The sequence below is a fragment of the Massilia sp. Se16.2.3 genome (assembly GCF_014171595.1).
Lineage (GTDB): Bacteria > Pseudomonadota > Gammaproteobacteria > Burkholderiales > Burkholderiaceae_D > Telluria.
Genome location: NZ_CP050451.1, coordinates 3477872 through 3502626, shown reverse-complemented (window position 1 = coordinate 3502626; position 24755 = coordinate 3477872). Strand labels below are relative to the sequence as shown.

Annotated in this window: 22 protein-coding genes and 6 pseudogenes; 15 read left to right on the top strand and 13 right to left on the bottom strand. The window is 68.2% G+C overall.

What is annotated here, in order from left to right; translation table 11 throughout:
• Positions 1 to 147: 147 nt before the first annotated feature.
• The 5 genes and pseudogenes from G4G31_RS15960 to G4G31_RS29245 all read right to left on the bottom strand — a co-directional run.
• Positions 148 to 1042, bottom strand: a pseudogene (locus G4G31_RS15960) (DMT family transporter).
• Between the two features lie 93 nt (positions 1043 to 1135).
• Positions 1136 to 2765 (bottom strand): annotated as a pseudogene (gene nadB, locus G4G31_RS15955) (L-aspartate oxidase).
• A 181-nt stretch (positions 2766 to 2946) separates the two neighbouring features.
• Positions 2947 to 3717, bottom strand: coding sequence for a hydrolase 1, exosortase A system-associated (locus G4G31_RS26435; RefSeq protein ID WP_229425039.1), 771 nt, complete (start codon positions 3715 to 3717; stop codon positions 2947 to 2949).
• On the bottom strand, positions 3714 to 3878 hold the full coding sequence (locus G4G31_RS26430) for a hypothetical protein (protein ID WP_229425038.1): 165 nt from the start codon (positions 3876 to 3878) through the stop codon (positions 3714 to 3716). The genes G4G31_RS26435 and G4G31_RS26430 overlap by 4 nt, the downstream gene beginning before the upstream one ends.
• A gap of 23 nt (positions 3879 to 3901) precedes the next feature.
• A pseudogene (locus G4G31_RS29245) lies at positions 3902 to 4555 on the bottom strand (hydrolase 2, exosortase A system-associated); the annotation flags it as partial.
• A gap of 347 nt (positions 4556 to 4902) precedes the next feature.
• Between G4G31_RS29245 and G4G31_RS29240 the strand changes: the two are divergent.
• The 3 genes and pseudogenes from G4G31_RS29240 to G4G31_RS15935 all read left to right on the top strand — a co-directional run.
• A pseudogene (locus G4G31_RS29240) lies at positions 4903 to 5262 on the top strand (AMP-binding protein); the annotation flags it as partial.
• A gap of 115 nt (positions 5263 to 5377) precedes the next feature.
• A complete protein-coding gene (locus G4G31_RS15940) occupies positions 5378 to 6673 on the top strand; it encodes an AMP-binding protein (protein ID WP_267873619.1) in 1296 nt (431 codons plus the stop codon).
• Positions 6603 to 8327, top strand: coding sequence for an asparagine synthase-related protein (locus G4G31_RS15935; RefSeq protein ID WP_182988481.1), 1725 nt, complete (start codon positions 6603 to 6605; stop codon positions 8325 to 8327). The genes G4G31_RS15940 and G4G31_RS15935 overlap by 71 nt, the downstream gene beginning before the upstream one ends.
• A 22-nt stretch (positions 8328 to 8349) precedes the next feature.
• Here G4G31_RS15935 and G4G31_RS26420 read toward each other — a convergent pair whose 3' ends face one another.
• Both G4G31_RS26420 and G4G31_RS26415 read right to left on the bottom strand, forming a co-directional pair.
• Positions 8350 to 8925, bottom strand: coding sequence for a glycosyltransferase (locus tag G4G31_RS26420; protein ID WP_229425036.1), 576 nt, complete (start codon positions 8923 to 8925; stop codon positions 8350 to 8352).
• On the bottom strand, positions 8915 to 9376 hold the full coding sequence (locus tag G4G31_RS26415) for a glycosyltransferase (protein ID WP_229425619.1): 462 nt from the start codon (positions 9374 to 9376) through the stop codon (positions 8915 to 8917). The genes G4G31_RS26420 and G4G31_RS26415 overlap by 11 nt, the downstream gene beginning before the upstream one ends.
• A 692-nt stretch (positions 9377 to 10068) precedes the next feature.
• On the opposite strand from G4G31_RS26415, the gene G4G31_RS26410 reads away from it, so the two are divergent.
• The 5 genes from G4G31_RS26410 (at position 10069) to G4G31_RS15910 (ending at position 13120) form a co-directional block, all read left to right on the top strand.
• A complete protein-coding gene (locus G4G31_RS26410; RefSeq protein WP_210283257.1) occupies positions 10069 to 10368 on the top strand; it encodes a hypothetical protein in 300 nt (99 codons plus the stop codon).
• A gap of 45 nt (positions 10369 to 10413) precedes the next feature.
• Positions 10414 to 10845, top strand: coding sequence for a hypothetical protein (locus tag G4G31_RS26405; RefSeq protein WP_229425035.1), 432 nt, complete (start codon positions 10414 to 10416; stop codon positions 10843 to 10845).
• 106 nt (positions 10846 to 10951) lie between these two features.
• Positions 10952 to 11989: an FAD-dependent oxidoreductase gene (locus G4G31_RS15920; RefSeq protein WP_182988480.1), complete on the top strand. Its 1038-nt coding sequence runs from the start codon at positions 10952 to 10954 to the stop codon at positions 11987 to 11989.
• On the top strand, positions 11959 to 12552 hold the full coding sequence (locus G4G31_RS15915; RefSeq protein ID WP_182988479.1) for a hypothetical protein: 594 nt from the start codon (positions 11959 to 11961) through the stop codon (positions 12550 to 12552). The genes G4G31_RS15920 and G4G31_RS15915 overlap by 31 nt, the downstream gene beginning before the upstream one ends.
• A gap of 37 nt (positions 12553 to 12589) precedes the next feature.
• The gene (locus G4G31_RS15910) at positions 12590 to 13120 is read left to right on the top strand and encodes a pyridoxamine 5'-phosphate oxidase family protein (RefSeq protein ID WP_182988478.1); all 531 of its coding nucleotides are present in this window, start codon (positions 12590 to 12592) and stop codon (positions 13118 to 13120) included.
• Positions 13121 to 13142: 22 nt separating this feature from the next.
• Here G4G31_RS15910 and G4G31_RS15905 read toward each other — a convergent pair whose 3' ends face one another.
• Both G4G31_RS15905 and G4G31_RS15900 read right to left on the bottom strand, forming a co-directional pair.
• Positions 13143 to 13502: a hypothetical protein gene (locus tag G4G31_RS15905; RefSeq protein ID WP_182988477.1), complete on the bottom strand. Its 360-nt coding sequence runs from the start codon at positions 13500 to 13502 to the stop codon at positions 13143 to 13145.
• 114 nt (positions 13503 to 13616) lie between these two features.
• Positions 13617 to 14054: a DUF411 domain-containing protein gene (locus tag G4G31_RS15900; protein ID WP_182988476.1), complete on the bottom strand. Its 438-nt coding sequence runs from the start codon at positions 14052 to 14054 to the stop codon at positions 13617 to 13619.
• Here G4G31_RS15900 and G4G31_RS29235 point away from each other — a divergent pair.
• The 5 genes and pseudogenes from G4G31_RS29235 to G4G31_RS15885 all read left to right on the top strand — a co-directional run.
• Positions 14053 to 14910: pseudogene (locus tag G4G31_RS29235) on the top strand (flavin-containing monooxygenase); the annotation flags it as partial. The gene G4G31_RS15900 and the pseudogene G4G31_RS29235 sit on opposite strands and share 2 nt — an antisense overlap.
• A gap of 1084 nt (positions 14911 to 15994) precedes the next feature.
• Positions 15995 to 16554: pseudogene (locus G4G31_RS29230) on the top strand (alpha/beta hydrolase fold domain-containing protein).
• Complete coding sequence (locus G4G31_RS29225; RefSeq protein ID WP_374011249.1) at positions 16448 to 16798, top strand: alpha/beta hydrolase fold domain-containing protein; 351 nt, start codon at positions 16448 to 16450, stop codon at positions 16796 to 16798. The pseudogene G4G31_RS29230 and the gene G4G31_RS29225 overlap by 107 nt, the downstream one beginning before the upstream one ends.
• Complete coding sequence (locus G4G31_RS15890) at positions 16795 to 17169, top strand: DUF2784 domain-containing protein (protein ID WP_182988475.1); 375 nt, start codon at positions 16795 to 16797, stop codon at positions 17167 to 17169. Before G4G31_RS29225 ends, G4G31_RS15890 begins: the two co-directional genes overlap by 4 nt.
• A 430-nt stretch (positions 17170 to 17599) precedes the next feature.
• On the top strand, positions 17600 to 19000 hold the full coding sequence (locus G4G31_RS15885) for an amino acid permease (RefSeq protein WP_275944325.1): 1401 nt from the start codon (positions 17600 to 17602) through the stop codon (positions 18998 to 19000).
• A 99-nt stretch (positions 19001 to 19099) separates the two neighbouring features.
• On the opposite strand, the gene G4G31_RS15880 is transcribed toward G4G31_RS15885, so the two are convergent.
• On the bottom strand, positions 19100 to 19702 hold the full coding sequence (locus G4G31_RS15880; RefSeq protein WP_182988474.1) for a nicotinamidase: 603 nt from the start codon (positions 19700 to 19702) through the stop codon (positions 19100 to 19102).
• A gap of 119 nt (positions 19703 to 19821) precedes the next feature.
• Between G4G31_RS15880 and G4G31_RS15875 the strand changes: the two genes are divergently transcribed.
• Positions 19822 to 20988, top strand: a complete 1167-nt coding sequence (locus tag G4G31_RS15875) for a tyrosine-type recombinase/integrase (protein ID WP_182988473.1) — start codon at positions 19822 to 19824, stop codon at positions 20986 to 20988.
• A gap of 341 nt (positions 20989 to 21329) precedes the next feature.
• Here G4G31_RS15875 and G4G31_RS15870 read toward each other — a convergent pair whose 3' ends face one another.
• Both G4G31_RS15870 and G4G31_RS15865 read right to left on the bottom strand, forming a co-directional pair.
• On the bottom strand, positions 21330 to 22355 hold the full coding sequence (locus tag G4G31_RS15870; protein WP_182988472.1) for an IS110 family transposase: 1026 nt from the start codon (positions 22353 to 22355) through the stop codon (positions 21330 to 21332).
• A 141-nt stretch (positions 22356 to 22496) separates the two neighbouring features.
• Entirely contained in the window at positions 22497 to 22802 is a 306-nt protein-coding gene (locus G4G31_RS15865; RefSeq protein WP_182988471.1) for a hypothetical protein, read from the bottom strand.
• Positions 22803 to 23158: 356 nt separating this feature from the next.
• Here G4G31_RS15865 and G4G31_RS15860 point away from each other — a divergent pair, with 356 nt between their 5' ends.
• Positions 23159 to 23653 (top strand): hypothetical protein, encoded by a 495-nt coding sequence (locus G4G31_RS15860; protein WP_182988470.1) that lies wholly within the window; start codon positions 23159 to 23161, stop codon positions 23651 to 23653.
• A 109-nt stretch (positions 23654 to 23762) separates the two neighbouring features.
• On the opposite strand, the gene G4G31_RS15855 is transcribed toward G4G31_RS15860, so the two are convergent.
• Positions 23763 to 24752 (bottom strand): Gfo/Idh/MocA family oxidoreductase, encoded by a 990-nt coding sequence (locus G4G31_RS15855; RefSeq protein ID WP_308621573.1) that lies wholly within the window; start codon positions 24750 to 24752, stop codon positions 23763 to 23765.
• Positions 24753 to 24755: the final 3 nt, after the last annotated feature.

Here is a 24755-nt window from a genome sequence, read left to right as displayed (position 1 = left end):
CAAAAGGAAATACTGATTGTACAGCGGGACGGGAGCATCCCGCGCGTCTTGCCGCGCCTCGGCGAAAAAACAGGGCGAGCACCGCCGACCGACCGCGACGGCGTGGCACAGCGCTTTGTTGTGGCCTTTCGTTGGTGTGTGGCCGACTCAGCGCGCCGAGACGGCGATGCCGCCCACGATCAGCAGGAAGGCGAGCGCGTGATACAGGTGGGGCGGCTCGCCCAGGAAGCTCGAGGATAGCAGTGCGGTGAACAGGGGCGTCAGGTTGATGAAGAAGGAACCCAGCGTGGGGCCGGCGCGCATGACTCCGGCGCCCCAGCAGCGCATGGCGACGATGGCCGGCCCAATCGCCACGTAGAGGAGGGCCGCGGCGAGCGGCCAGCTCCGGGCGACGTCGATACCGGCGCTGGCCGCTTCGGCGCCGCTCAGCGCGGCGCACCACAATACGCCGTAGCCGACCTGGGCCAGCAGGAAAGCGGCCCAGTCCGCGCGCAAGCCGGGCACATCCCTGCTGCATCAGCAGCCAGCTATAGAAGGACCAGGCAATTGTCGCCAGGATCATATAGAGGTCGCCCGCCACCGGGCGCAGCGCCGCCAGCTGCCCGAGGTCGCCCCGGCACAGCACCACCAGCACGCCGGCGATCGACAGCAGCGCGCCGGCGATTTGCTTGCGCCTGACCCTGGCCCCGAAGAACAGCCGGCCCACCAGCAGCATCCAGACCGGCATGCCCGCGGCCACCGGGGTCACGTTGATCGGCGTGGAGCTTTGCAGGGCCAGGTATTGCAGCGAGTTGTACAGGCCGATGCCGAACAGCCCGAGCAGGCTGTAGCGGCGCCAGTTGGCGAGCACTCCGGAGCCGGGGCGCAGGGCCGCGCGCCCGAGCGGCAGCAGGATCAGCAGCGCGATGGCCCAGCGCAGCAGGTTCAGGGTCATGGGCGGGACGGCATCGCGCACCATGCGCCCGACGATGGCGTTCCCCGCCCAGAGCACGGGCGGTACGGTCAGCAGCAGGGCGGTGGAAAAGGACAGCTTCGTTTTCATGGGCTGGAATGAACAGCAGCCCGCCGGACGGGCGGGCTGCGATGACGGTCACAGGATAGCGCAATCGGGAGCGTGTCCCGCGCGCGCCTGGGCCTAGCGGCGCGCCGGTGTCAGCACGCTCGGCAGGGCCTTGGGCAGCGTGTCCGGATAATCGCGCGAGTAATGCAGCCCCCGGCTCTCGTGGCGCGACAACGCGCTGTTGACGATGAGCGAGGCCACGTCGACCAGGTTGCGCAGCTCCAGCAGGTCGTGCGTGATGCGGAAGTTGCGGTAGTACTCGTCGATCTCTTCCTTCAAGAGCGCGATGCGGTGCTGCGCGCGCTCCAGGCGCTTGGTGGTGCGCACGATGCCGACGTAGTTCCACATGAAGCGGCGCAGTTCGTCCCAGTTGTGGGCGATGACCACTTCCTCGTCGGCGTTGGTGACGCGGCTTTCGTCCCAGGGCGGCAGCGGCGGGTTCTCGATGCGCGGCGCGGCGGCGATCTGGCTGGCGCAGGCACGGCCGACGACCACGCATTCGAGCAGCGAGTTGCTGGCCAGGCGGTTCGCGCCGTGCAGGCCGGTGCAGGTGGTTTCGCCCACGGCGTACAGGCCCGGAATGTCGGTGCGGCCGGCGAGGTCCGTGACCACGCCGCCGCAGGTGAAGTGCACGGCCGGCACGACGGGAATTGGTTCCTTCGTGATGTCGATGCCCAGTTCCGGGCAACGCGCGTAGATGGTCGGGAAGTGCTCCTTCAGGAATTCCGGGCTCTGGTGGCTGATGTCGAGGTGGACGTAATCGAGGCCACGCTTTTTCATCTCGAAGTCGATCGCCCGCGCCACCACGTCGCGCGGGGGCCAGTTCGCCGCGCTCGTCATGGGCCGGCATGAAGCGCGTGCCGGCGGCCACGCCCGCTTCCGGAGGGAGCTTCAGCAAGCCGCCTTCGCCGCGGATCGCCTCGGTGATGAGAAACGATTTCGCGTACGGGTGGTAGAGGCAGGTCGGGTGGAACTGGATGAATTCCATGTTCGACACGCGGCAGCCGGCGCGCCAGGCCATGGCGATGCCGTCGCCGGTGGCGGTGTCGGGATTGGTGGTGTACAGGTAGACCTTGCCGGCGCCGCCGGTGGCCAGCACGGTGTGCTCGGCTTCGAAGGTGAGTACCTTGCCGCTCGCTTCGTCCTGCACGTAGAGGCCGTGGCAGCGCGGCTGGCCGACGAGGTGGGGAGCGCCACTGTGCACGCCCTTGCCGGTCAGCTTGTCGGAAGTGATGACGTCGATGGCGCAGTGGTGTTCGAACAGCGAGATGTTCGGATGGGCGCGTACCTTTTGTTCGAGCGTGACCTGCACCGCGTGGCCGGTGGCGTCGGCCGCGTGGATGATGCGCCGCTGGCTGTGGCCGCCCTCGCGCGTCAGGTGGAAGCCCAGTTCGGCCGAGGCGTCGCGCGTGAAGGGCACGCCCTGCTCGATCAGCCATTCGATGGCGGCGCGGCCGTGTTCGACGATGTAGCGGGTGGCCGCCTCGTCGCACAGGCCGGCGCCGGCGACGAGGGTGTCGGCGATGTGCTGGTCGTGGCTGTCGCCGGAATCGAGGACGGCGGCGATGCCGCCCTGCGCCCAGTTGCTGGCGCCATCCTGCAGCGCGCGTTTCGAGATGATGGCGACCTTGCGCGTCTGGGCAAGATGCAGGGCCACCGAGAGGCCGGCCAGACCGCTGCCGACGATTGCGACGTCAAATTTCATGGCAAGTCTACGGGCGCCAGCCAGGCGCTCCATGGCCGCTTGCAGCCTGGAGCCGGAATGGACCGGTTCGCACGCTGCGACTGCATGGAGCGCTTGTTGGGCGCCCTAAAATTTTCAAAGAGGCATCACTATAGACGATTTGGGCCCGATGCGTCCGCTGCCGCCGGGCTTGCTGCCGGCTTTATCCCGCGTGGGCGGGATGGCGCGCTACCAGGACGTCAGCCAGCTTGCGCAGGCAAAGGCGACGGCGTCGCGCCAGGCGCTGCGGCGCAGGCGCAGCTCGCTGCCCGTCAGTTCGACATGGCGGGTGCGGGCACGCGCCGGCTCGCCGGCCGGCGCGGGAGCTGCCGACGACGAGCACCTGGCCTTCGTAGTCGCGCAGCGCCCCGTCGAGCACGGAAGCAGCGGGCGGCGCGGGCTCTGCCGGCGCACGGGCGCGGGTGGCGGCATGGCGAAAGGCGGCGGCGCGGCGAAACAGGCGGTCGGCGGCGGAATAGGGCGGCTTGGACGCAGGCGCCGCACCGGGCGATGCGGCATCCCATTCCGGCTCGAGCAGGGCCAGGCCGGTGATCCGGGCATCGCTCGCGGCGTAGCCGAGCGCGCAGGCAGCCGCGTCGCCCGTCGCCGGGATGACAGATTCTTTCATCTCCGGCACATGCGTGAAAAATTCTTTCATTGCCGCCGACACGTCGGCGCGCTCTTCCAGTGCGCCGGCATCGGCTCCCCCGGCGCTGTCGCCGCTGGCGCCGCGATCGAAGCGCATCACGGCTACGCCGCGTGCGGCCAGCAGCCGCGACAGCAGGGTGAACTGGCGATGGCTGCCAGCCCGGTACTGCAGGCTGTCGTGGAGCAGCAGCATCCCGCGCGCCAGCGGGCGTTCCGGCACGTCGACGATGCCGATCAGGGCGTTGCCGCCGGAGGGAAAGCGCAGTGCGCGCTGTTCGAGTTTCATGCCGGGTCTCCAGAAAACACATCGCAGGTCGCTTCGCGCAAGACGGGACAATCGAGCGGCCCTTGCCCATTCCAGGCCAGGGCGCCGTCGACCGGATGGAAGTGCAGCGCCACGCCGTCGCCGGCCCAGCGCTGCGCCAGGCGCGCCGCGCTGGCGGCCACCTTGCCGGGGTTGCCCCGCCGAGGGCGAACCAGTGCACCGCGCAGGGCGGCAGCTGGACGTGGGCGGCGTCGCAGGCATCCACCGCTTTGACGAGCGGCACCGCCACCTCGTAGCCGCCGACCTCGATGGCGCCATGCACGGCCAGCTGCGCGCGCAGCGCCGCGGTGCTGCGCGGGGCGCCGGGGGCCGGGTCGCGCAGCTGTTCGGACAGGCGCAGGAAACCGTTCATGCAGGCGCGTCCGCTCATGAACGGCTCCCACAGCAGCACCCGGCGCGGACGCAGTCGCGCCGCGGCGTCGAGCGCGAGCAGGCCGCCGAGGCGCAGGCCCCACAGGGTCAGGGGGCCCGTATCGCGCTCCGCCAGCCAGTTGGCGGCCAGGGCCAGGTCCTCGTGCCAGATTTCCCAGCGGCCCGCGTTGAATTCGCCACAGCTGTCGCCGCAGGCAAAGAGGTCGATCTGCAGGACCGCGTAGCCGAGTTCGGCGAAAGCGCGCGACTGCAATGCCGCCATGCGCCGGGTACGGTTGAGTTCTTCCGCGAAGGGATGGACATAGAGGATGGCACCGCGTGGCGCCACCTGGGGGTTGGGGGCGTGATACAGGCTGAAGCGCGTGCCCGGCGCGGCATCGAAGAAGAAGGGCTCCACGCGGGGCGTGGTCAGCAGCGGAGCATTCATGGCGCGGGCATCTCCTGCGTAATCGGGCTCGAGGGCCCGAGGGCTCGCCCCGCGTTGCTGGCGTGTCGAACCCGGTTAATCGTTGGCACGATCATGTATTTATGTCAATTAGACCCGCGTCCGCTGGGCCCGTCTTGCGCGCCCACAGGGTGAAGCTCTCCGGAACTATTGATCGTTATCAATAACCCGCTGTCAGTTTTTCTCAATCATGGCTCTTTACCTCAGCGCGCCTGTCGGCGTTTCAGCACAAGGCGCGGCGACGAAGGCAGTACGCCGGTACGAGGAAGAGCCGCAAACCCGGCTATCGACACCTTGTCCGGCGCTCTTGAGCATGATCGGAGAACACGATGGCCCAACTGGCCCATGAACTGGTAGAAGAGGCCGCGGCCCGCCTGCCGACCGCAACCGCACTGCGCCACGGGGCCGACCGGCTCAGCTACGCGGCGCTGGCTGCGGCCGTCGCCGGCTTCGGTGCGGCCCTTCGCGCCTGCGGCTGCGGACCGGACGAGCGCGTCGCGGTGCGCCTGCCGGCGAGCATCGAGGCGGTGACGGCGCTGTTCGGTGCCGGCGCGGCCGGCTGCGCTTTCGTGCTCGTCGACCCCGCCATGGCGCCGCCACAATGCGCCGCGCTGCTGCGCGACTGCGGCGCGCGCATCCTCGTCACTGCCAGCAGCGACCAGGCCGACTCCGCCCGTTTCGAGCAGATCGTACGCGGCTGCCCCTCCTTGCGCACCGTGGTCGTGCTCGGCGGCGCGGACGTCGAGCATACCGTTCCCGCGACACCGGCCGCGGGCGCGCTGCGGGTGCTGTCCTGGGACGCCTTTGCCGGGCTGTCGGCCGCCCCGGCGGCGCTTCCCGGCAGTTCCTCGCTGGCCGCGCTCGTACTCCGGTGCCGGCGACGCCGGCGAACCGCGCGGCGTGGCGCTCTCGCACCGCAACCTCGTCGCGGGCGCCGCTTCCAGCGCGCGCTGCCTCGGCATGGCGCCCGGCGACCGAATCCATTGCACCATCGGCCTGCACCGCGATTACGGCCTGAACGCGCTCCTGGCCACCCTGGCCGCCGGCGCCACCGCGGTGCTCGACAGCGGATCCGGCCCGGCCGCGCTGACCCGGCTGCTCGAGCGGGGCGAGGCAACCGGCCTGCTGGCCGCCGCCGACACCCTGCGCACGCTCTCGGGTGCGATGCCGCGCGGTGCATCGGACCGCCTGCGCTTTCTCGCCTGCGCCGGCGGCGGACTCGATCGTCCCAGCCTGGACTTGCTGCGGGCCGCACTGCCGCGCACGCGCATCCACCTGCTCCATGATATCGGTGACGCCTGCCGCGCGACCAGCCTGATGCCGTCCCAGCTCGACGCGCACCCCGGCTCCATCGGCCGCGCGCTGCCGTATGCCGACCTGCGCGTCGTGCGCCCGGACGGACGCGAATGTGCGCCGGGCGAAACCGGCGAGCTGGTGCGGCGCGGCGACCTCGTGCCGCTCGGCTACTGGAACGATGCCCGCGCCAGCGCCCGCCAGCTGCGCCTGCTGCCGTCGATGGCGGGACTGTCGAACCGCGAGACCGGGCATTTTCCGGGCGCAAGCGCGCGCAGGGATGCCGACGGCTACCTGTATCCGGCCGATGTGCGGGGCGACACCATCCTGACGGGCGGCTATCGCGTCAGCCCGCGCGAGGTCGAAAAGATCGTCGTCGGCACCGGCCTGGTCCTCGAGGCGGCTGCCGTCGGTATCGCCCATCCAGTGCTGGGCCAGGTGATCGCGCTCCTCGCCACATCGCGCCCGGGTGCCCGGCTCGATTCGAACATCCTGTTCGGCGCCTGCCGCGCCCGTTTGCCCCGGCACATGCTACCGGCCATGATCGACGTGCGCCGCGCGCGCGCCGCTGCCGCGTGCCGGCGACGGCCAGATCGACCGCGCCCGCCTGGCAGGCGAGCTGGCACCCGTGTTTGCCGAGGTGGCGCCGTGAGCGGCCTGTGCGGCTGGTTCTCGCACGAACCGAACGGCTGGCCGATTGCCGCCATGGCCGGGGCCCTCGGGGAAGGGGGAGCCGATGCGCAGCACGGCGCACGCGCTCGGCGCGGTCGCCCTGGTTGCCGCGGCCGACGAAGGCAGTCTCCATGAGGAGGACGGGCTCCTGATCGCCTGCTGGGGTCCCCGTCCCGACGGACTCGCGCGCCTGTGGCACAGCCAGGGGGCGCAGGCCTGCGCCGCGCTCGCCGGGCAATTTGCCTTCGCGCTGTTCGACGCGGTCCGTGGCGAAGCCTTGCTGGCGGTCGACCGGTGCGCCAGCCGGCCCCTGTTCTACCGGGGCGCGGGGCGCGCGCTGCTCTTTGCCAGCAGCAGCGCGGCGCTGGCCCGCCATCCCGCAGCGGCCGGCGCAATCGATCCGCAAGCCATCTTCGACTACCTCTACCTGGGCGGCTGTGGCGCCCGCCCCATGTTTTCCGGCCAGCGCCGGCTGGCACCGGGCGAATGCCTGCACCTGCGCGGCGGACGCGTGGAGCGGGTGCGCTACTGGCGCATGCGCTTCGCCGAACACGCAAGCGCGAGCGATCCGCACGAGCGGCTCATCGACGGCCTGTCCAGCGCGCTGGCAACCTCCGGGGACGATGGCGCAGGCCTGCTCTGCGCCGGCGGTCCGGCCAGTGCGCTGCTGGCGGCCATGCTGGCGCGGGTCGGCGCGGCACCCGTGCGCACCTACGCACTCGGCTTCGGCGCACATGACCGCGATATCCTTGCCCAGGTCCGCGCCGCCTCGCGCCGGCTGGGCAGCCACCACCGCGAACGCGAGGTCGGCCCGGACGACATCGAAGCAGGCGTCGTCGCCCTTGCGCGCACGGGCGACGGGCCCCTGTGCCGACCCCCCGTGCGATCACCATGCTGCTGGGCGCGCAGATGGCGCGCGAGGATGGCCTGCGCAGCCTGCATGGCGCCATGGGTGCCGCCGCGCTCTTTGGACGCGGGCGCCGCTACGGCGCCCTGGCGCAAGTCAGCCGTTACGAGCGCCTGCCAGGCGCGTTGCGCCAGTTGCTGGTCGAGCCGGTGCTGTTCGGCCTTGGCGGCCGGCTGCCGGGCGCCTTTTGCACGGATGCGCGAGCGCATCGAGGCTTCGCTGGCGCCGGCGCCGGTACGCCTGCGCCGCCGCAACCGCCTGCTCCGGCAGGGCGCGGCGGGCGTCGTCGACCCGGCCTTCCCGGAACTGGTCGACCCGGAAGCGCCGGCCGCCGCGCTGGACCAGGCATGGTGGTCGGCCCAGGCACGCAGCCCGGTCAACCGCGCGATCGAGCTGGAACTGCAGGGCGATCTGCCGCTGCGGGTACTGCCCGCGTTCAGCGCGGCATGCGCCGCGGCTGGACTGCGGCCGGTGCTGCCCTATCTCGATGACGCGTTGCTGTCGATGGCGGCGCGGCTGGGCCCGCGACACAAAGGCGAGGCGGGCGCGCGGCGTCTCTTCGACCAGGCCTTGCGTGCGCTCAAGGCAGGACGTGGCACTGCCCACGAGAGCGCACCGGTCTTGCCGTTCGGCCGCTGGCTGCAGGAAGAACCGCGCCTGCGCGCACTGGCCGGCGACAGCCTGTCGGACCTGGCGCGGCGCCGCATCCTGCGCCGCGACTTCCTCGACCTGCTGCTCGCACGCCGCGTGCCCGAGGATCCGCGCCTGCACGGCGAGACCGTCTGGCAGCTCATGATGCTGGAACGGTGGCTGGCGCAACGCTCCGGGGACACCCGGGCGCGGATCGAACCGCCGCACGAGGCGCTCGTCCTGCCCGCCTGAACACGGGGCAAGCCAGGGCGTCTCAGGAGCCGGCGCCCGCGCCGGCCAGCGCGTCGTACACCGCCAGGTAGCCGCGCGCCATCGCCGGCAGGCTGTGGTGGGCGATGACGTTGCCGCGGGCGCGGGCGCCATGGCGCGCCACCATGTCGGGGATGCGGCAGTAATCGGCAATCGCGGCGGCCATCACGTCGGGCGACATCGGCGGCACCAGGATGCCGGTCAGCCCCGGCTGCACCAGTTCCTTGTGCGCACCGACGGCGGTGGCGACGACGGGCAGGCCGCTGGCCATGGCTTCGAGCAGCACGTTGCCGCTGCTTTCGGCCAGCGCCGGCAAGACCATCAGGTCCATCGCCCGCATCAGGCGCGCGCGGTCGGCGCGCTCGCCCGGCAGCCAGGCGCGTCCGGCGGCGCCTGCGCGGTCGAGCATGGACTGGCATTCGGCGCGCGTCGGACCGTCGCCCACGATCAGCAGGCGCAGGCGCGCATGCGCCGGGTGGGGCGAAGCGATCAGGCGCAGGAATGCCTCGACCAGGGTCGTATCGTTCTGGACATCGTCCATGCGCCCGACGCTGCCGATGACAAACGCGTCATGGCACATGAAACCCTCGGGACCGATGGCGGCGTGCGGCCCCGTGGCGCGGATGGAATTCGAGGCTGTCGACCCCGTTCGAGATGTGCGAGACGCGCGCGGGCTCGGCCCCGACCTGCTCGATCAGCCAGCGCTCCTGTTCGATGCTGCTCGCAACGTAGTGGCCGACCAGCGGGCGCATGGCGCGCCGCACGAGGCTGGGCGGGCGCGAACGGCAGGGCTCGGCCGGTTCGCGGCCGTACTCGCCATGCACCCGGAGGCGCACGCCGGCGAGAAACGCTGCCAGCTGGCCTTCCAGGCCGCCCAGGTTGCGCGTATGCACGAGGTGCGGACGCAGGCCGCGCAGGGCGCGCACCAGGCGCAGGAAATGGCCGGGATAGGCGCCTTCGCTGCGGTTCAGGTCGATCACGTTGACGCCGCGCTCGCGCAGCTGGGCGTGCAGGACCCCGTGGTCGCGCAGGCACAGTACGGCGTGGCGATAACGGTCGCCCGGCAGGTGGGCGATCAGGTCGAGCAGGCCGCTCCCCCAGAATCGAGCCGGCTGACCACATGGGCGACCAGCCGCGGTGCGGCACCCGAAGGCGGCCCGCCTGGGCAGGGCCGGCTACCCATGGCGCTTGCACCGCTGCGCGGTGCCGAGTGTTGCAGGCCAGAGCGCACACGAAGGGCCGCACGGCGCAGGTTCGCGTTCGCCGGGCGGCAGCGGGCGAGCACCGGAAACGCATACAGGATGCGCCCTCATGGCGACGCGCGACAGGGCAGGGGAGCATGCGGCCGGGGCGACAGGCGGCGGTGAGCGAGCGGCATTCGGGAGTCCTCGATGTGAACTGGCGGACGGCACGGACCGGCAGGCCGCCCAGCGATTATATGGCCGCGTACGACGCCCGTTTCGCCACCCCTTTTTGCCCTTGATGCCGCTCAAAAATGCGTCGCGGCATCCCCCAGCGAGGCCACGAAACCATCCAGCGCATGCTTGTGGCAAATTGCTCCGAAGCTTGATGCATGTTCATACCGCAAAGAAGTTGCCGCAAAGCCGGGAACCTGCCTACTGCTGACCTTGTCTCATTGGCAGTCCCGTGGCTGAGCCGCACGCTTTGCCACATTTTCGCCACGTTTCCGCCGGGGGCGGGACGATATCACTGGAGAACAAGCATGCTGGTAGATGAAACACCTGTAGCAGACGACATGCCCATCGCAAGCTTCCATGCGGCAGCCCGCGCCCGTGCCAGCGCGGCTACCGCCCCACGCCCTGGCGGCATTCCCGCCGACGACCAGGTCTTCAACGTCCGCCTGGCCGACTCGCCGCGCGACCGCGGCCAGGCGCGCGTCCTGCTCGATCGCATGTACGCCTGGCGCGGCTATGCCAGCGAGGGGGCGACGGCCTCGATCCCGATACGGGCGACAGGATCACGCTGTACGCCGAAACCGCCGGCGAACTGGTCGGCACCATGAGCCTGTGCCTGGACATGCGCGGCCGCTTGCCGGCGGACGAGAACTTTGGCGACCGCCTTGTGCTCCTGCGGCGCCAGGGGACGGCGCCTGTGCGAGCCTTCGCGGCTGGCGATCGACCCAGGCATGTCCAGGCGCGTGTTCGCCGCCCTGATCCATATCTCCTACCTGTACGCGAACCGGCTGCACGGCTATACCGACTACGTCATCGAGGTCAATCCGCGCCATGTCGCCTTCTACCAGCGCATGCTCGGCTTCGCCGATTTCGGCGGCGAACGGCCCTGCAGCCGGGTCGGCGCGCCGGCCGTCCTGCTGCGCCTGCCGCTCGACCACATGGCGACGCAGATCGCGCGCTGGGGCGGCGGTGTTCTCGCCGACGGCGCCGAACGTTCCTTCTATCCCTATTTCTTCGCCCGGGAGGACGAGCCCGGCATCGCGCGCCGCCTGGCGCGCCTGTGCGGCATGGAGGAGGCGGCATGACCAACCTTTCCGACCTGCGCGCCGGCGCCGACCTGGCCCCTCGCGGCGATGGCAGACCTGGTCGGCCACGAGCACGTGCTGCGCGACGATGCCACGCGCGAGCGCTATGCGCGCAGCACCGCTGGGCGTCCGATGCGGCCCCCTGGCCGTGGTGCGCCCTGCCGATGCCGGCCAGGTGGCCGGGGTCGTGCGCCTCGCCGCGCAGCACGGCCTGGCTGTCTATCCGATCAGCACCGGCAAGAACTGGGGCTATGGCGACGCCTGCGCCGTCGGCGCCGGCCAGGTGCTGCTCGACCTGTCGCGGATGAACCGCATCCACCACGTCGACACCGAGCTGGCCTATGCCGTCATCGAGCCCGGCGTCACCCAGCGCCAGCTTTCAAGCTACCTGCGCGAGCATGGCGACCTGCTGTGGGCCGATTGCACCGGCGCCGGCCCCGACACCAGCTACATCGGCAACATCATGGAGCGCGGCTTCGGCCATTCCCCCCATGGGAATCGCCTGCAGCACGTGGCCGGCATGCAGATCGTGATGGCCGACGGCGAGCTGCTGGAAACCGGTTTCGGCCACTATCACGGAGCGAAAACCACCCATCTGTTCCCCTACGGCGTCGGGCCTTTCCTCGACGGCCTGTTCACCCAGTCGAATCTGGGCGTGGTCACGCGCCTGGGCATCTGGCTGATGCCGAAGGCGGCGTGCGTCAACCATTTCCTCTACAGCGTGCCTGAGCACGCCGACATTGCCGCCGTCGTCGACGCGCTGCGCCCGCTGCGCCTGGACGGTACCCTGCGCAGCATCGTCCACATTGGCAACGACATGCGGGTGATCTCGGGCGGCATGGTATTCCCGCGCGCACAGGTGCCGCAGGGATCGCGCCTGCCGGAGGCCGCGCGCGCCGCGCTCTGCGCCGGCGGCGACATCGCCCCCTGGACCGTGTCCGGCGCGCTCTATGGATCGGATGCCCGGTGGCGGCCGCGCGTGCGGCGCTGCGGCGCGCGCTACGCGGCCTGCCGGGACGGCTGCGTTTCGTCAGCGAGCGCAGCCTGCGCCTTGGCGCCCTGGTCGGCCGCTGCCTGGGCGAAAGCCGCGCCGGGCGCCGCCTGCGTGCCCGCGTGGCGCTCGGCGAATCGCTGTTCGCCATGAACCGGGGCGTGCCCGACGGGCGCTTCCCGGCAGGTGCCTACTGGCGCCGCCTGGCCGGGCTGCCGGCCGCCTTTCCCGAGGCCGCCGACCCCGCACGCGACGGCTGCGGCCTGCTGTGGGTGTCGCCGGTGCTGCCGCTGCGCGGCGCCGACATGCTGGCCGTGCACGAACTGGCGCGCCCCAGCTTCGAGCGCCACGGCTTCGACCTGTTCGCCACCTTCAGCATGATCAACGAGCGTACGCTGGGCGGTGTGCTCACGGTCGCCTACGACAAGCACGACCCGCACGAAGCGGCGCGTGCACGCGCCTGCCACGACGAGGTCTTCGGCCGGATGTTCGACGCCGGCTACATTCCCTACCGTGTCGGCAACCACGCCATGGGCAGGCTGGACCCCGGCAGCGACAGCTACTGGCGCACGGTCGCGCGCATCATCAGGGGGCGCTCGATCCGCTGGGCACGCTCGCGCCTGGTCGCTACGAGCCGGCGCGCGCCGGCGGCTGATTCCGAGTTCGGCGCGGACTCGGTTCGGCGCCGCACCGAGCCGCGCGACAGTTCGCGCTAGGCTGGCGCTTCGATCAACGTACGAAGAAGGATTCAACATGTCCACGACGAACGCTACCGCCCAGGCGGCCGCGCTGGCCGACAAGATCCGCTCGATGCGCTTCGCGATGTTTACCACCGTCGACGAGCACGGCCACCTGATCAGCCACCCGATGACCAACCAGGAAACCGACACCGAGGGCGGCCTGTGGTTCTACACCTCGATCCACACACCGTTGTGGCAGAACATCGCGATGCAGCCGGAGGTGAACGTCAGCTTTGCCCAGCCGGACGACAGCCTGTATGTATCGATCAGCGGCACCGCCGAGCGCGTGGTCGACCGCGAGCGCATCCGCGCCCTGTGGAACCCGATGGTGCAGGCCTGGTTCCCGCACGGCCCGGACGACGAGCACGTCGTGCTGGTGCGCGTGGCGCCGCACAGCGCCGAGTACTGGGACTCGAACGACAGCAAGATGGTGCGCCTGTTCCAGATGGCAAAAGCGGCCATGACCGGCACCACGCCGGACGTCGACCCCGGCGAGCACGGCACGATCACGCTCGATGGCGGCAGCAGCGGGCGGGTGGGCTGAACCGATCCGCCCGCGGCACCCGTTACGGCGTCGGCGGCAAATCGTCTTCCGACTGGTTGGCACCGGATTCGGGCGAGCCGAGCCCGGTGCCGGTGCCGCCGGCTTGCCGCGCGCGCGTATCCTGCGCGCCCGTCGCGCCGCTCTGCATCGCGCTGTCCTTTGAAGGGGCTGGGTTCCCTGCCGTGACGCCGGCCTGGCCGGCAGGCGCGCCGATGCCTTCGCCCTGGCTTTGGGTCAGTTGCGCGCCGCCGCTGCCGCCGGTCTCGGCTTGCGTTTCGTGCGTGGGCGTCGCTCCTTCCTGGCCGCTCGTCGCGCCGCCGACGCCAAGCGTCGCCGATGGTCCCGGCGCGTTGCCGGAGGTACTCGATGCTTCCGTCCCCATGGTGCTCTCCTGTCTGCGTTGTCGATATCGATGGCGCGATTGTCGCCTGGCCGCGCCGGACGCGCCATCGGCAGCACTGGCAAGACCTTGTAGGAGCACGCCTGGCCTGCGACCCTAGTCGTAGTGTCTGTACACGCTCGTCTTGCCGTCTTTCGCCACGAGCAGCACGTCGTAGGGATCGTTGCGCGGTCCCTCCATGCCGGGCGAGCCGAGCGGCATCGCCGGCACCGCCAGCCCGGCCGCCTTCGGTTTTGTCGCCAGGAGGCGCTTGATCTCGCTCGCAGGCACGTGTCCTTCGATGGCATAGGCACCGACGCGCGCACTGTGGCAGGAGCCGAGCGCCTGCGGGATGCCGAACTTCGCCCGGTATTCGCTTGTGTCGGGCACGTCATGCGCGCGCACGCTCAAGCCGTTTTCCTCCAGATGCCTGATCCAGCCCTTGCAGCAGCCGCAGCTGGCGCTCTTGTATACCTCGACGATCGGCTGCGCCGCGCCCGCCAGCAGCGGGAACGCGAACAGTCCCGCAGCCAGCCACTTCGATGGTCCCGCCATGTGCTTCTCCCTGTACGTGTGCCGCGCTTGCCGAGCCGCGTGCGTCCGCGCATGCTACACCAGCGCCGCATGGACCGGCGTCATGCACGCGGCATCGACACGCCACAGCGGCGAACAGCGGGCAAGGGGACGATGCAGTGCCGGGCCCGATCCACGAATCCATGCCCAGCGCATTGTCGCCGTGATTGTTGCATGCGAGAATCATTCGCTTACCCGTCTCCCCCGGGAGGAAGCCCAGATGACCAGCGCGCCCGATCGACCCGCCGCCCGCGAAACCAGCGAGGCCGACCCACCGCTGGAAGCGGTCGTGATCGGCGCGGGTTTCGGCGGCATCGCCATGGCGGTCGCGCTGAAACGCGCCGGCATCGAACGCCTGCTGCTGCTGGAAAAGAAAGCGGACCTGGGCGGCGTCTGGCGCGACAATGCCTACCCCGGCGCCGCCTGCGACGTGCCCTCGCACCTGTATTCCTTTTCGTTCGCGCCCAATCCCGACTGGTCGCACCACTTCGCAGGCCAGGCCGAGATCCACGCCTACCTGCGCGACTGCGCCCGGCGCTTCGATGTCGAACGACACATCCGCTACGCCGCCGCGGTCGAAAACGCCTCCTTCGACGACGAACATGACCTGTGGAGCATCACCCTGGCCGGCGGCGGGCAACTCCGCACGCGCATCCTGGTCAGCGCCACGGGGCTCCTTTCCCGTCCGGCGCTGCCGCACATCCCCGGTGCCGGCAGTTTCCGCGGCCGCGCCTTCCACTCGGCCGAGTGGGACCATGGCTACGCGCTCGCGGGCAAGCGCGTCGCCGTCATCGGGACCGGCGCCTCGGCCACCCAGTTCATCCCGGCAATTGCCGGGCAAGTCGCCCGGCTGGCCGTGTTCCAGCGTTCGGCCTCCTGGCTGAAAGCGCGCGCCGACCGGCCCCTATCCGGCCTGGCGGCGTACGCTGTTTCGCCGCCTGCCTGTGCTGATGCGCCTGCACCGAGGCCTGATCTACGCGAAATACGAGGCGCGCGCGCTGGCCTTCACGCGCCTGCAACGCCTGATGTGGTTCGCGGTCGGCCTGCCATTCCGGCGCATGCTGGAACGGCAGGTGGAATCGGGGCGCTGCGGGCGCAGCTGCAGCCCGACTACCCGGTCGGCTGCAAGCGCATCCTGCTGTCGGACGACTACCTCGGCTGCTTCGCGCGCCCCAACGTGGAACTGGTCACCGACCCGATCGTCCGCATTACGCCGTCCGGCATCGAGACCGCGGCCGGGCACCACGTCGAAGTCGACGCCATCATCTACGGCACCGGCTTTGCCGCCACCGAATTCCTCGCGCCCATGACGATTCGCGGGCGGGGCGGGCGCGACCTGAACGCCGCCTGGCGGGACGGCGCGAGCGCCTACCCGGGCATGACGGTGCCGGGTTTTCCGAACTTCTTCATGCTGTATGGCCCGAACACGAACCTCGGCCACAACTCCATCGTCTACATGCTCGAGAGCCAGGCCGAACACGTGGTGCGCTGCATGAATGCGCTGCGCCGTGCCGGTGCCAGCGCGATCGAGGTCGACCCGAGCGTGCATTTCCGCTTCAACGCCGGCCTGCGCCGGCGCCTGGGCCGCAGCGTCTGGAACGGCTGCCGCAGCTGGTATCTCGACCGCAACGGCCACAACAGCGCCAACTGGCCAGGGTTTACCTTCAGCTACCGCTGGCTGACCCGCCATGCGAGCCTGCTCGCCTACCGTTTTACCCTGCCGCTGCCCGGGCAGCCCGGTGCGCTCGCCGTGGCCGACCACCCGTCCCGGCGCGAACGCTTCGCCGCCGCATTCCAGCGCGGCTTCCTGCGCGCCTGCTTCAAGCCGCTGATCGGGCCGCCGTTCGGCGCGCGCGCCCAGCGCTTCGCTGTGAACCTGCTGGCGCCGCTGATGCCGGGCGTGGGCGGCGTCATGCGCCGCCGTGCGCGGACAGGCGGGGTGCCGACCGAGATCGTCACCCCAGGGCGCGCAGCCTGGCGCCGGCGCCATCCTCTACCTGCACGGCGGTGCCTTCTGCCCGGGCAACCCGGCGACCCACAGCAGCATCACCACGCGGCTGGCGAGAAGCGCCGGCCTGCCGGTCTGGGTGCCGGATTACCGCCTCGCGCCCGAGCACCCCTATCCCGCAGCCCGGAAGACGCGCTGGCCTGCTACGGCGCCATGCGCGCGCGTGGCCTGGCGGCGCACCAGATCGTCCTGGCCGGCGACTCGGCCGGCGCGGCCCCGGCGCTGGCCGTGGCGATCCGCCTGCGCGACGGCGGATCGCCGCTTCCCGCGGGCCTGGCACTGATCTCCCCGGTGACCGACCCCACGCTGGGCGACCCCTGCGTGAGGGGGGAATGCCGCGCGCGACCCGATGGTGCGCGCCGGCTGGGTGCGCCGGGGCATCGACTGGTATGCCTGCCCGCCGGGCATCGACGCCCATCGGCCGCTACAGGCCAGCCTGGCCGGGCTGCCGCCGTTCCCGGTGCAGGTCGGTGACGAGGAAATCATGCTGGCCGACGCCACCCGGCTGGCAGCGCACGCCCGCGCCTGCGGGGTGAACGCGCGCCTGGAGGTGCACCGGCGCCGCTGGCACGTGTTCCACCTGCAGGCCTTCTACCTGCGCACGGCGGCCACGGCGATCGCGATGCTGGGCAGTTTCGCGCGCGAGTGCGTCGATGGCGCAGCGCCTGCCCCGGCGGCGGCGGCGGCGACATCCCCGGCCGAGGTGCCGGCGCCATGATGGCCGCCCCGGGCGCCGCGCTGGTCCCGGTGCTGCACGCCGCCTTCGTGCTGTTCGTGGCCCTCGGCGCCTTCCTGGTCTTGCGCCGCCCGCACCTGGCCCGGCTGCACCTGCCGGCAGCGGCGTGGGGCGTGCTGATCGAGTTGAACGGGTGGATCTGTCCGCTGACCACGATTGAAAACGACTTGCGCCTGCGTGCGGGCCTGGACGGCTACGGTGGCGGCTTTGTCGAACATTACCTGCTGTCCCTGCTGTACCCGGGCGGCTTGACGCGCACGCACCAGCTGGTCCTGGCGGCGCTGGTGCTGGCCGTGAACGGCGCGCTGTACTGGCGCCTGTGGTCGCAGCGAAGGCGTCGGCAGCGGGCGTAAGGGCGCCGCGGCCGTCTCCGCTTCCCGCCGGAGAGCGAAAAATACGACGCGGAACGGAAAAAAGCGCTCCGGTGGGGCGGCGCGCGATGACGGGCGCTTGCTCAACAGGGGTTGCCGGAGCAATAATACCGTGCTGGCTTTTTGTTATCGCGTATTTACGGCGGGCAGCGCAGGCGTATCGCTGCCCGGCGCTGTCAGCGCGGTCGAGCGCGTTCCTGTCTGCGAACACGGGCGTGTTTCCCCTGGTAGTGCATACCTTCGTGCAGCTCCTACCCGATTCCGTCGGCGTTGAACGATGTTGCCGCCTCGCGGTCGCATGCAAGCCAGCGGCAGGGCCGGCAGCAAGTAGCAAAGCGGGAAAGCGGGGAGGGGAGCCGGCAACGGCGCCGTTCCTGGAGGAGAAAGATAATGAAAAACAGGAGAACACGCAGTGAGTCTTTTTAGAACGAAAAATCTCGATACCATGGTCGCGGCCAGCAACAAGCCTGGCGGCCTTAAAAAGGTGCTCGGTCCAATGGACCTGATCCTGATGGGTATCGGAGCAATCGTCGGCACGGGTATCTTCGTGTTGACCGGCACCGGCGCCGTCACCGCGGGCCCGGCGCTGACCCTGTCCTTCGTCATCGCTGCCATCGCCTGCGGTTTCGCCGCCTTGTGCTATGCCGAATTTGCCTCGACCGTGCCGGTCGCCGGTTCCATCTATACCTATTCCTACGCCACCCTGGGCGAAATCGTCGCCTGGATGATCGGCTGGGACCTGCTGCTCGAATACGGCCTGGCGACGTCGACCGTTGCTGTCGGCTGGTCGGGCTATTTCCAGTCGCTGCTCAAGGGCATCGGGGTCGTCCTGCCGGAAGCCCTGCGCGCCGCGCCCGGTGCCATTCCGGGCGTGCAGACGGTGTTCAATCTGCCGGCCTTCCTGATCATGATGGTGCTGACCTTCATGCTCTCGCTGGGCGTGCGCGAGTCGGCCCGCATCAACAACATCATGGTGCTGATCAAGACTGGCGTCGTGCTGCTGTTCATTTTCGTCGGCGTGCAGTATGTCAAACCGGACAACTGGCAGCCGTTCATGCCGTTTGGCATGGGTAGCGTGATGAGCGCGGCCGCCCTGGTGTTCTTCGCGTTCATCGGTTTCGATGCCGTCACCTCGGCCGCCGAGGAAGTCAAGAATCCAGCGAAGGACCTGCCGATCGGCATCATCGGCTCGCTCGGCATCTGCACCGTGCTGTACGTGGTCGTTGCGGCCATCATGACCGGCATCGTGCCCTTCATGCAGTTCAAGGGCGTCGATCACCCCGTGTCGCTGGCCCTGCAGTTCGCCGGACAAGACTGGGTCGCCGGCTTCGTCGACCTGGCGGCGATCCTGGGCATGAGCACGGTGATCCTGGTGATGGCCTACGGCCAGACCCGCATCCTGTACGCGATGTCGCGCGACGGCCTGCTGCCGGCACGCCTGTCGACCGTGCATCCGAAATACGGCACCCCGTTCTTCGCCACCTGGATGGTCGGCATCATCTTCGGCCTGATCGCCGCGGTCGTGCCGCTGGACGTGCTGGCCGAGCTGGTCAACATCGGCACGCTGGCAGCCTTCTCGCTGGTGTCGCTGGCCGTCATCATCCTGCGCAAGAAGCGCCCGGACCTGCACCGCGCCTTCCGCTGCCCGGGCGTGCCGGTCATCCCGGCACTGGCGATCATCTTCTGCTTCGCGCTGATGTCCTTCCTCAGCCTCACCACCTGGGTCGCCTTCCTGGTCTGGCTCGTGCTCGGCCTGGTTGTCTACTTCGGCTACGCCCGTTCGCGTTCGAAACTGAACGGCGTGCAATCCTGATTGCACGGCAGGGCGCCGGCGGGCGCCCATGAAAAAACCCGGTCCGGCGGATGCCGTGACCGGGTTTTTCATTGCTGGCGGCCGCGCGGCCGGCTGAACTCAAGCCGGCGTGGCGGCCGTTGCCAGTGCGTCCAGGCCTACTTGCTGCGCGCCACGCGCCACCATCGCGGCAAGCGCCCGCTCGCCGTCGCCCGGTTGCACATCCACCGCGCGCACGGCCTCCGGCACGACCAGCACGGCGAAGCCGTTTTCCAGCGCGTCGTTCGCCGTGTTCAGCACGCAATAGTCAGTCGCCAGCCCGCAGACCACGACGCGTTCCACGCCGCGCTCGCGCAGCTTCGCAGCGAGCCCGGTACCGTTGAAGGCGGAATAGGCATCGGCGTCGGCCGTATCGGCCTTGGACACGATCACGGTCTCCGGCGGAAAGTCGAGCCGGTCGGAAAAGGCCGCGCCTGCGGTGCCGGCCACGCAGTGGGGCGGCCACGGCCCGCCGCGCTCGGCAAAGGAGACATGGTTCTCGGGGTGCCAGTCGCGCGAGGCGTAGATGGGCAAGCCTTGCTGGCGAAACAGGTTGATCAAGCGCGTGATTGGTTCGATCACCTCGTCGCCGCGCGGCACGCCAAGCGCGCCGCCAGGGAGGAAATCGACTTGCAGGTCCACGACGATGAGGGCGTCGCCGGTGTCGAGTTGAATCGCATTCATGGTCTTCCTGTTGATCTGGATCGAATGCGAACAGCTTAGCATGGGGCAGTTGCGAATGCTGCAACCCGGACCGATTGCCATGATATACTGTATGCCCATACAGTATCAATCCATGCAGCATGACGAAGTTCATTCCCATCGACCTCGGTCCTACCCCGGCAGACGCCGGCGCAGCCGCGCCCAGCGGCCGCCTCGGCGTCAAGATGTTCCGCGTGGCCGACGATCCCATCACCGAGGCCCAGACCGATGCCGAGATCGCCAGGGAATTCATCGCCAACGGCGAATTGAGTCCCAAGTCCGTCGCCAACACCCAGAAGGAACTCTACCGCTTCCTCACCTGGTGCCGGGAAGAGGCGAAGAAGTCCCTGGCGAGCCTGAACGTGGCCGACCTGAATGCCTACAAGGAGTTCCTCAGGAATCCCCCGGCGGACTGGATCTCGACGACCAAATGGCCGCGCAACGACCCGCGCTACCGGCCCTTCACCGGGCCCTTGTCCGATCCGAGCCGGCGCCAGGCGATGATCGCGGTCAAGGGGCTGATGGCCTTTGCCGAGCAGACCGGCTACCTGCGCCGCAATCCCGGCGCGCTGGTGCGCAATGTGCGTACCCCGGCCGCCAGCCGCATCACGCGCTACCTGACGCTGGACGCGATCGCGCTGGCCATTGCCACCGCCACGCGCCGGCCCGCCGACACGCCTGCCGCACTGCGCCGGCGCGAGCGCGACCGCTTCCTCCTGATCGCTTTCGCCCACACGGGTGCCCGCCTGAACGAGATCGTCGGCGCCAGCATGGGCTCGATCTACACGGAAGGCAACGAGCGCTGGTGGCTCGACGTGGTCGGCAAGGGCAACAAGCCGCGCCGCCTGCCGGTGCCGGGGGAGATGCTCGACGCCTTTCGCAGCTACCGCGTCGCCTTCGGGTTTCCGCCGGAGGTTGCGCGCGCCGACCGCACGCCGCTGGTGCTGTCGAGCCGCAGCCGGGCGATCACCCGCCTGACCGACGAAGCCGCCTCGGAAGCGCTGAAAGGCATCTTCGCCGAGGCGGCCGCCGTGGCCGCAGCAGCGGGCGACGGCGACACGGCCGCCGTGCTGCGCCACGCCTCGGCCCACTGGCTGCGCCACAGTATGCTGACCAACCACGCCAACAATGGCGTGCAGCTGAAAACCCTGCAGGACACGGCTGGCCACGCCAACATCGCCACCACGGCGGCCTACCTGCACAAGACCGACAACGAGCGGCACGACGAGATCGTCTCGTCGGCGGGGAATCGCAAGTTGACCGAATAGGGACTTGGAATCCTAGTAAAAACCCTTGCTTGTCCTTAAGACAACGCCATACACTGGGTCATTCTGAACGTCTGTATATGGACTCCTCCTCGTTTGCAAACAATCCGTCTTCAGGCCGTGAGGTACGACTGCTCACGTATATCCGGTCTCGTAACGCTGCACCTGTCACAGGTGCTAGACCCTGATGGGCTATTCGCGCGCTGACTCCCTATTGCTATCACGGGCTCGAAGGCCTCAGACGTTATCGGGTTTCGCCAGCGCCGGTTCGACCTGTTGGCCATCACGCGGCTTGTCATGCAATCGTGGTTCAGAGACTTCTTCAGGTACTTCTAGTGCTGTGCTTACGCGGTTTGAGGTTGATAATCGGTTCCTTTAGTGAGCATTGCCCGGGCTATGCGAGCCATCTTGTTCGCCAACGCTACCGCGGCAATATTCGGGTGTCGCGTCGTCGCGATGCGCATTACCCGTGTGCTCAAACGATCCGTTTTCGCTTGAGCCGTTCGGATAACCGCTCGGGCGCCATGCACGAGCAAACTGCGCAGATAAGCGTCGCCTCGCTTGCTAATGCCGAGCAATCTCTCCTTTCCTCCAGAGCTGTTTTGTTTGGGCGTCAGCCCAAACGAAGCAGCCATCTCTCGACCGTTGGAAAACTGACTCGCGTCTCCAACCGTTGCCAGCAATGCCGTCGCGGTAAGCGGCCCGATGCCACGCACTTGCTGCAAACGTACAGCTGCTGGGTCTTGCCGAGCAAGCTGTTCTATCTCCCGGTCGAGTTCTTCGATACGCTCGTCGAAAGTGAGCAGATCTCGCCACAGGCCACGCAACAGCCGACGAAAGCGTTCGCTTAGCCCGTTTTCCTGATCCTCAAGCCAGCGCGGGATTGCCGACCTCAAGTGCACCAGTTCTTTCGGCGCTACCAACCCATATTCAGACGCCAGACCTCGCAGCTGGTTGGCTTTCGCTTTGCGCTGATCCATCAAACCCGAGCGCACCCGGTGTGTAGCTTGGATATCCTGCTGCTCGACGGTTTTGACGGCTACGAAACGCATGCTCGGCCGGCTCATCGCCTCGCATATTGCCTCGGCGTCGTTGGCGTCGTTCTTGTTGCTCTTGACATAGGGTTTTACGAACTGCGGAGCAATTAGCTTCACCGTAAAACCTTCTGCCTGCAATAGTCGAGCCCAGTGGTGCGCGCCGCTACACGCTTCCATACCGATCTCGCAGCCCGGCTCAATCCTCGCGAGCAGTACCTTGATCCAGTCACCCCGGGCCAGCTTGCACCGCCAGACCAGCTTTTCCGAGCGGTCTACACCGTGCAACTGAAAGACATTCTTTGCCAAATCGACCCCAACGCGCATAATCTTCATGGCGGACTCCTTCTTTCCAAACCGGTTGTGTGGAAACTCCAGTTTGGCACTAACGTGCCCTCAGGGGGAGGAGGAGTCCATCCCATTGCAATCGGCCAGGAGCAGTCCTTCACCCTACCTTCTCTGACGCGGCGCCGTTTGTCAGTCTTCGATTTGGTAAGTGCCATTCGTCGAGGAACCATCCTGCACCTCACTATCATCATCGGAACCTGGTCCTTCACTCATAGCGACGTAGACAATCCAAATCACAAAATGGCCTACACTCCCGATCACAGCCGATGACACAGCGATAGCTGCCAGGATTTTTTCAATCGCCCAGTCGTTGAAGTGCGGTCCCGCTATCAGAACGCCTACAAGAACACCGAGCAGAGTGCCATACAACAGCCCATTGTTTTCATAGGATGAGATCACTCTACGACTAGTGTTATCTGGGAGTGGAGTGCGCATATTTGCCGCTCTTCGATAGAACAAGCTGAGGAAATTCTTACAAGCCGAGTCGCAGCAATATTGCCCGAATTCCGTTGTACTCTAGTCGCTACCCAAATATAAGTCCAAATGTATCTTCTGATGACGAGCATATCCGACGCGAATAACTAGCTAGGATCAATTCTTTGAGAAGCACGCAGTCGGCACTCGACCGTGCGCTGAGAGGCGGCAGCGGACGCTCGCCAAACGCAAGCCGGACCTCAAAAAAATTCCTGACTGACAACTGATCCGGTACACTGACCGCCTGACGACCGGCCGCTTTCGGCCAAGAGCGGACTGTGACAACAGACACCTCAACAATTAACTAGGAAGTCAGCATGTCCTTACGCGATGCGCTCCTGCGCGATCTGTCAGCATTGGTCGGCGAAGAATGTTGGGGCGCCGTTTGCGGTGAAGGTTCAGGGTCTGTCCTCGGCCTAAGCATTGGCGTTCGGACGCTCAAACGAAAGCCTACGAACAATCCTTGTTTGAGTGAGCTAGTCCGGCTATATGACGGTGCCTTTTCAATGCTGATCTGGTGCCCATGGCGAATCGACGCTGAATCAGAAGTCATTGCAGGAAGCCATATGTCAAACGCCAATGATGGCCCGATGGTCAACGGCAGCCAAACCGTTTGTGGACAACGGATCACGGCAGTGAACTGTTCCATTCCGGCGTTTGATCTGCGCCTCGACTTCGAAAACAAGCACTCACTCGTCATCCACTGTAGCGCGATTGGAAGGGACTACGAAGATTGCTATTCCTTTGGAACTCCGCTTGGCCACTATGGCGTTGACCTTGACGGAGAACTAAGCTTCGAAGCTAGAAGGTGACCGTCCGCTTCGGGTCGACTGCGGACGTTCATCAGATAGTCCTCGGGGTCTCAACGAAGGTCTCCGGTTGCACTGCCAGGGATACGCCCGGAGGTTTGGTCAGGCGCTCTCAGTCGCCCGGATAGCGCAGCCCGATGCGCGCGCGGATCGTGTCGAGCCCGCGCATGGTAGCCAGGGTATCGGCGTGGGTCATGACAGGATGTTCGAGCAGACCCGCACGCAGCGCTTCGCCCGCCGCCAGCGCCTCGTGCACGTAGCCATTGCCGAGGAAGGGCGCGTCGATGCGCCGCGTGGCGCCGCTTGCGTTGGCGACGACGACCGCCTGCGCCATGTGGAACATCGATTCCAGGCGCACGCTCCCCAGCGAGCCGGACACCGTCAGCTCGGACGGGCTGCGCGCGCAGCGAACAGCTGCAGCTCGAGAGCGCGCCGCCCGGGTGGCGCAGGCTGAATACCGTGGTGAGGTCGACGCCGGTCGGACCGAATGTCGCCTGCGCCGTGATATCCGCGGGCTGGCCAGGATGGCGCTGGCGATCGACAGCGGATAGATGCCGAGGTCGAGCAAGGCGCCGCCGCCCAGTGCGCGCTTGTTGACGCGGTGCTCGGGGTCGAGCGGGGCAGAGAAGCCGAAGTCCGCTTGCAGCAGGGTCGGCGTGCCGATTTCGCCAGCGTCGACGACGCGTTTGAGCGCCTCCAAGGCCGGCATGAACCGCGTCCACATTGCTTCCATTAGAAAGAGCTTCTTGTCCCGCGCCTTGGCAACCACCGCCTCGGCCTCGCGCAGGCTCATCGCGAACGGTTTTTCGACCAGCACCGGCTTGCCTGCGTCCAGGGCCATCAAGGCATTCACGGCGTGCAGCGGATGCGGGGTCGCGATGTAGACGATGTCCACATCAGGTGTGGCGACCAGCTCCTCATACGAGCCGCAGGCACGCGCGCCAGCCGGGGCGCCCAGTTCGGCGACGAATGCCGTGCTCGAGGCGAGTGTGCGCGAACCCACCGCCGCCAGGCACGCACCCGGCGTATCGCGCAGGGCCAGCGCGAAGGCGCGGGCGATGCCGCCCGTGCCGAGGATGCCCCAATGTACCAGTGTGTCCATGTG

Coding starts and splice junctions, on each gene's coding strand:
- G4G31_RS15910 (WP_182988478.1), top strand. CDS start 12,590: ATGTCCACGACGAACGCTACCGCCCAGGCGGCCGCGCTGGCCGACAAG.
- G4G31_RS15855 (WP_308621573.1), bottom strand. CDS start 24,752: ATGGACACACTGGTACATTGGGGCATCCTCGGCACGGGCGGCATCGCC.
- G4G31_RS15905 (WP_182988477.1), bottom strand. CDS start 13,502: ATGGGGACGGAAGCATCGAGTACCTCCGGCAACGCGCCGGGACCATCG.
- G4G31_RS15880 (WP_182988474.1), bottom strand. CDS start 19,702: ATGAATGCGATTCAACTCGACACCGGCGACGCCCTCATCGTCGTGGAC.
- G4G31_RS15865 (WP_182988471.1), bottom strand. CDS start 22,802: ATGCGCACTCCACTCCCAGATAACACTAGTCGTAGAGTGATCTCATCC.
- G4G31_RS15890 (WP_182988475.1), top strand. CDS start 16,795: ATGATGGCCGCCCCGGGCGCCGCGCTGGTCCCGGTGCTGCACGCCGCC.
- G4G31_RS15900 (WP_182988476.1), bottom strand. CDS start 14,054: ATGGCGGGACCATCGAAGTGGCTGGCTGCGGGACTGTTCGCGTTCCCG.
- G4G31_RS15870 (WP_182988472.1), bottom strand. CDS start 22,355: ATGAAGATTATGCGCGTTGGGGTCGATTTGGCAAAGAATGTCTTTCAG.
- G4G31_RS26420 (WP_229425036.1), bottom strand. CDS start 8,925: ATGTGCCATGACGCGTTTGTCATCGGCAGCGTCGGGCGCATGGACGAT.
- G4G31_RS15860 (WP_182988470.1), top strand. CDS start 23,159: ATGTCCTTACGCGATGCGCTCCTGCGCGATCTGTCAGCATTGGTCGGC.
- G4G31_RS15920 (WP_182988480.1), top strand. CDS start 10,952: ATGCGCGCAGCACCGCTGGGCGTCCGATGCGGCCCCCTGGCCGTGGTG.
- G4G31_RS15875 (WP_182988473.1), top strand. CDS start 19,822: ATGACGAAGTTCATTCCCATCGACCTCGGTCCTACCCCGGCAGACGCC.
- G4G31_RS26410 (WP_210283257.1), top strand. CDS start 10,069: ATGCTGGTAGATGAAACACCTGTAGCAGACGACATGCCCATCGCAAGC.
- G4G31_RS26435 (WP_229425039.1), bottom strand. CDS start 3,717: ATGAAACTCGAACAGCGCGCACTGCGCTTTCCCTCCGGCGGCAACGCC.
- G4G31_RS15935 (WP_182988481.1), top strand. CDS start 6,603: ATGCGCAGCACGGCGCACGCGCTCGGCGCGGTCGCCCTGGTTGCCGCG.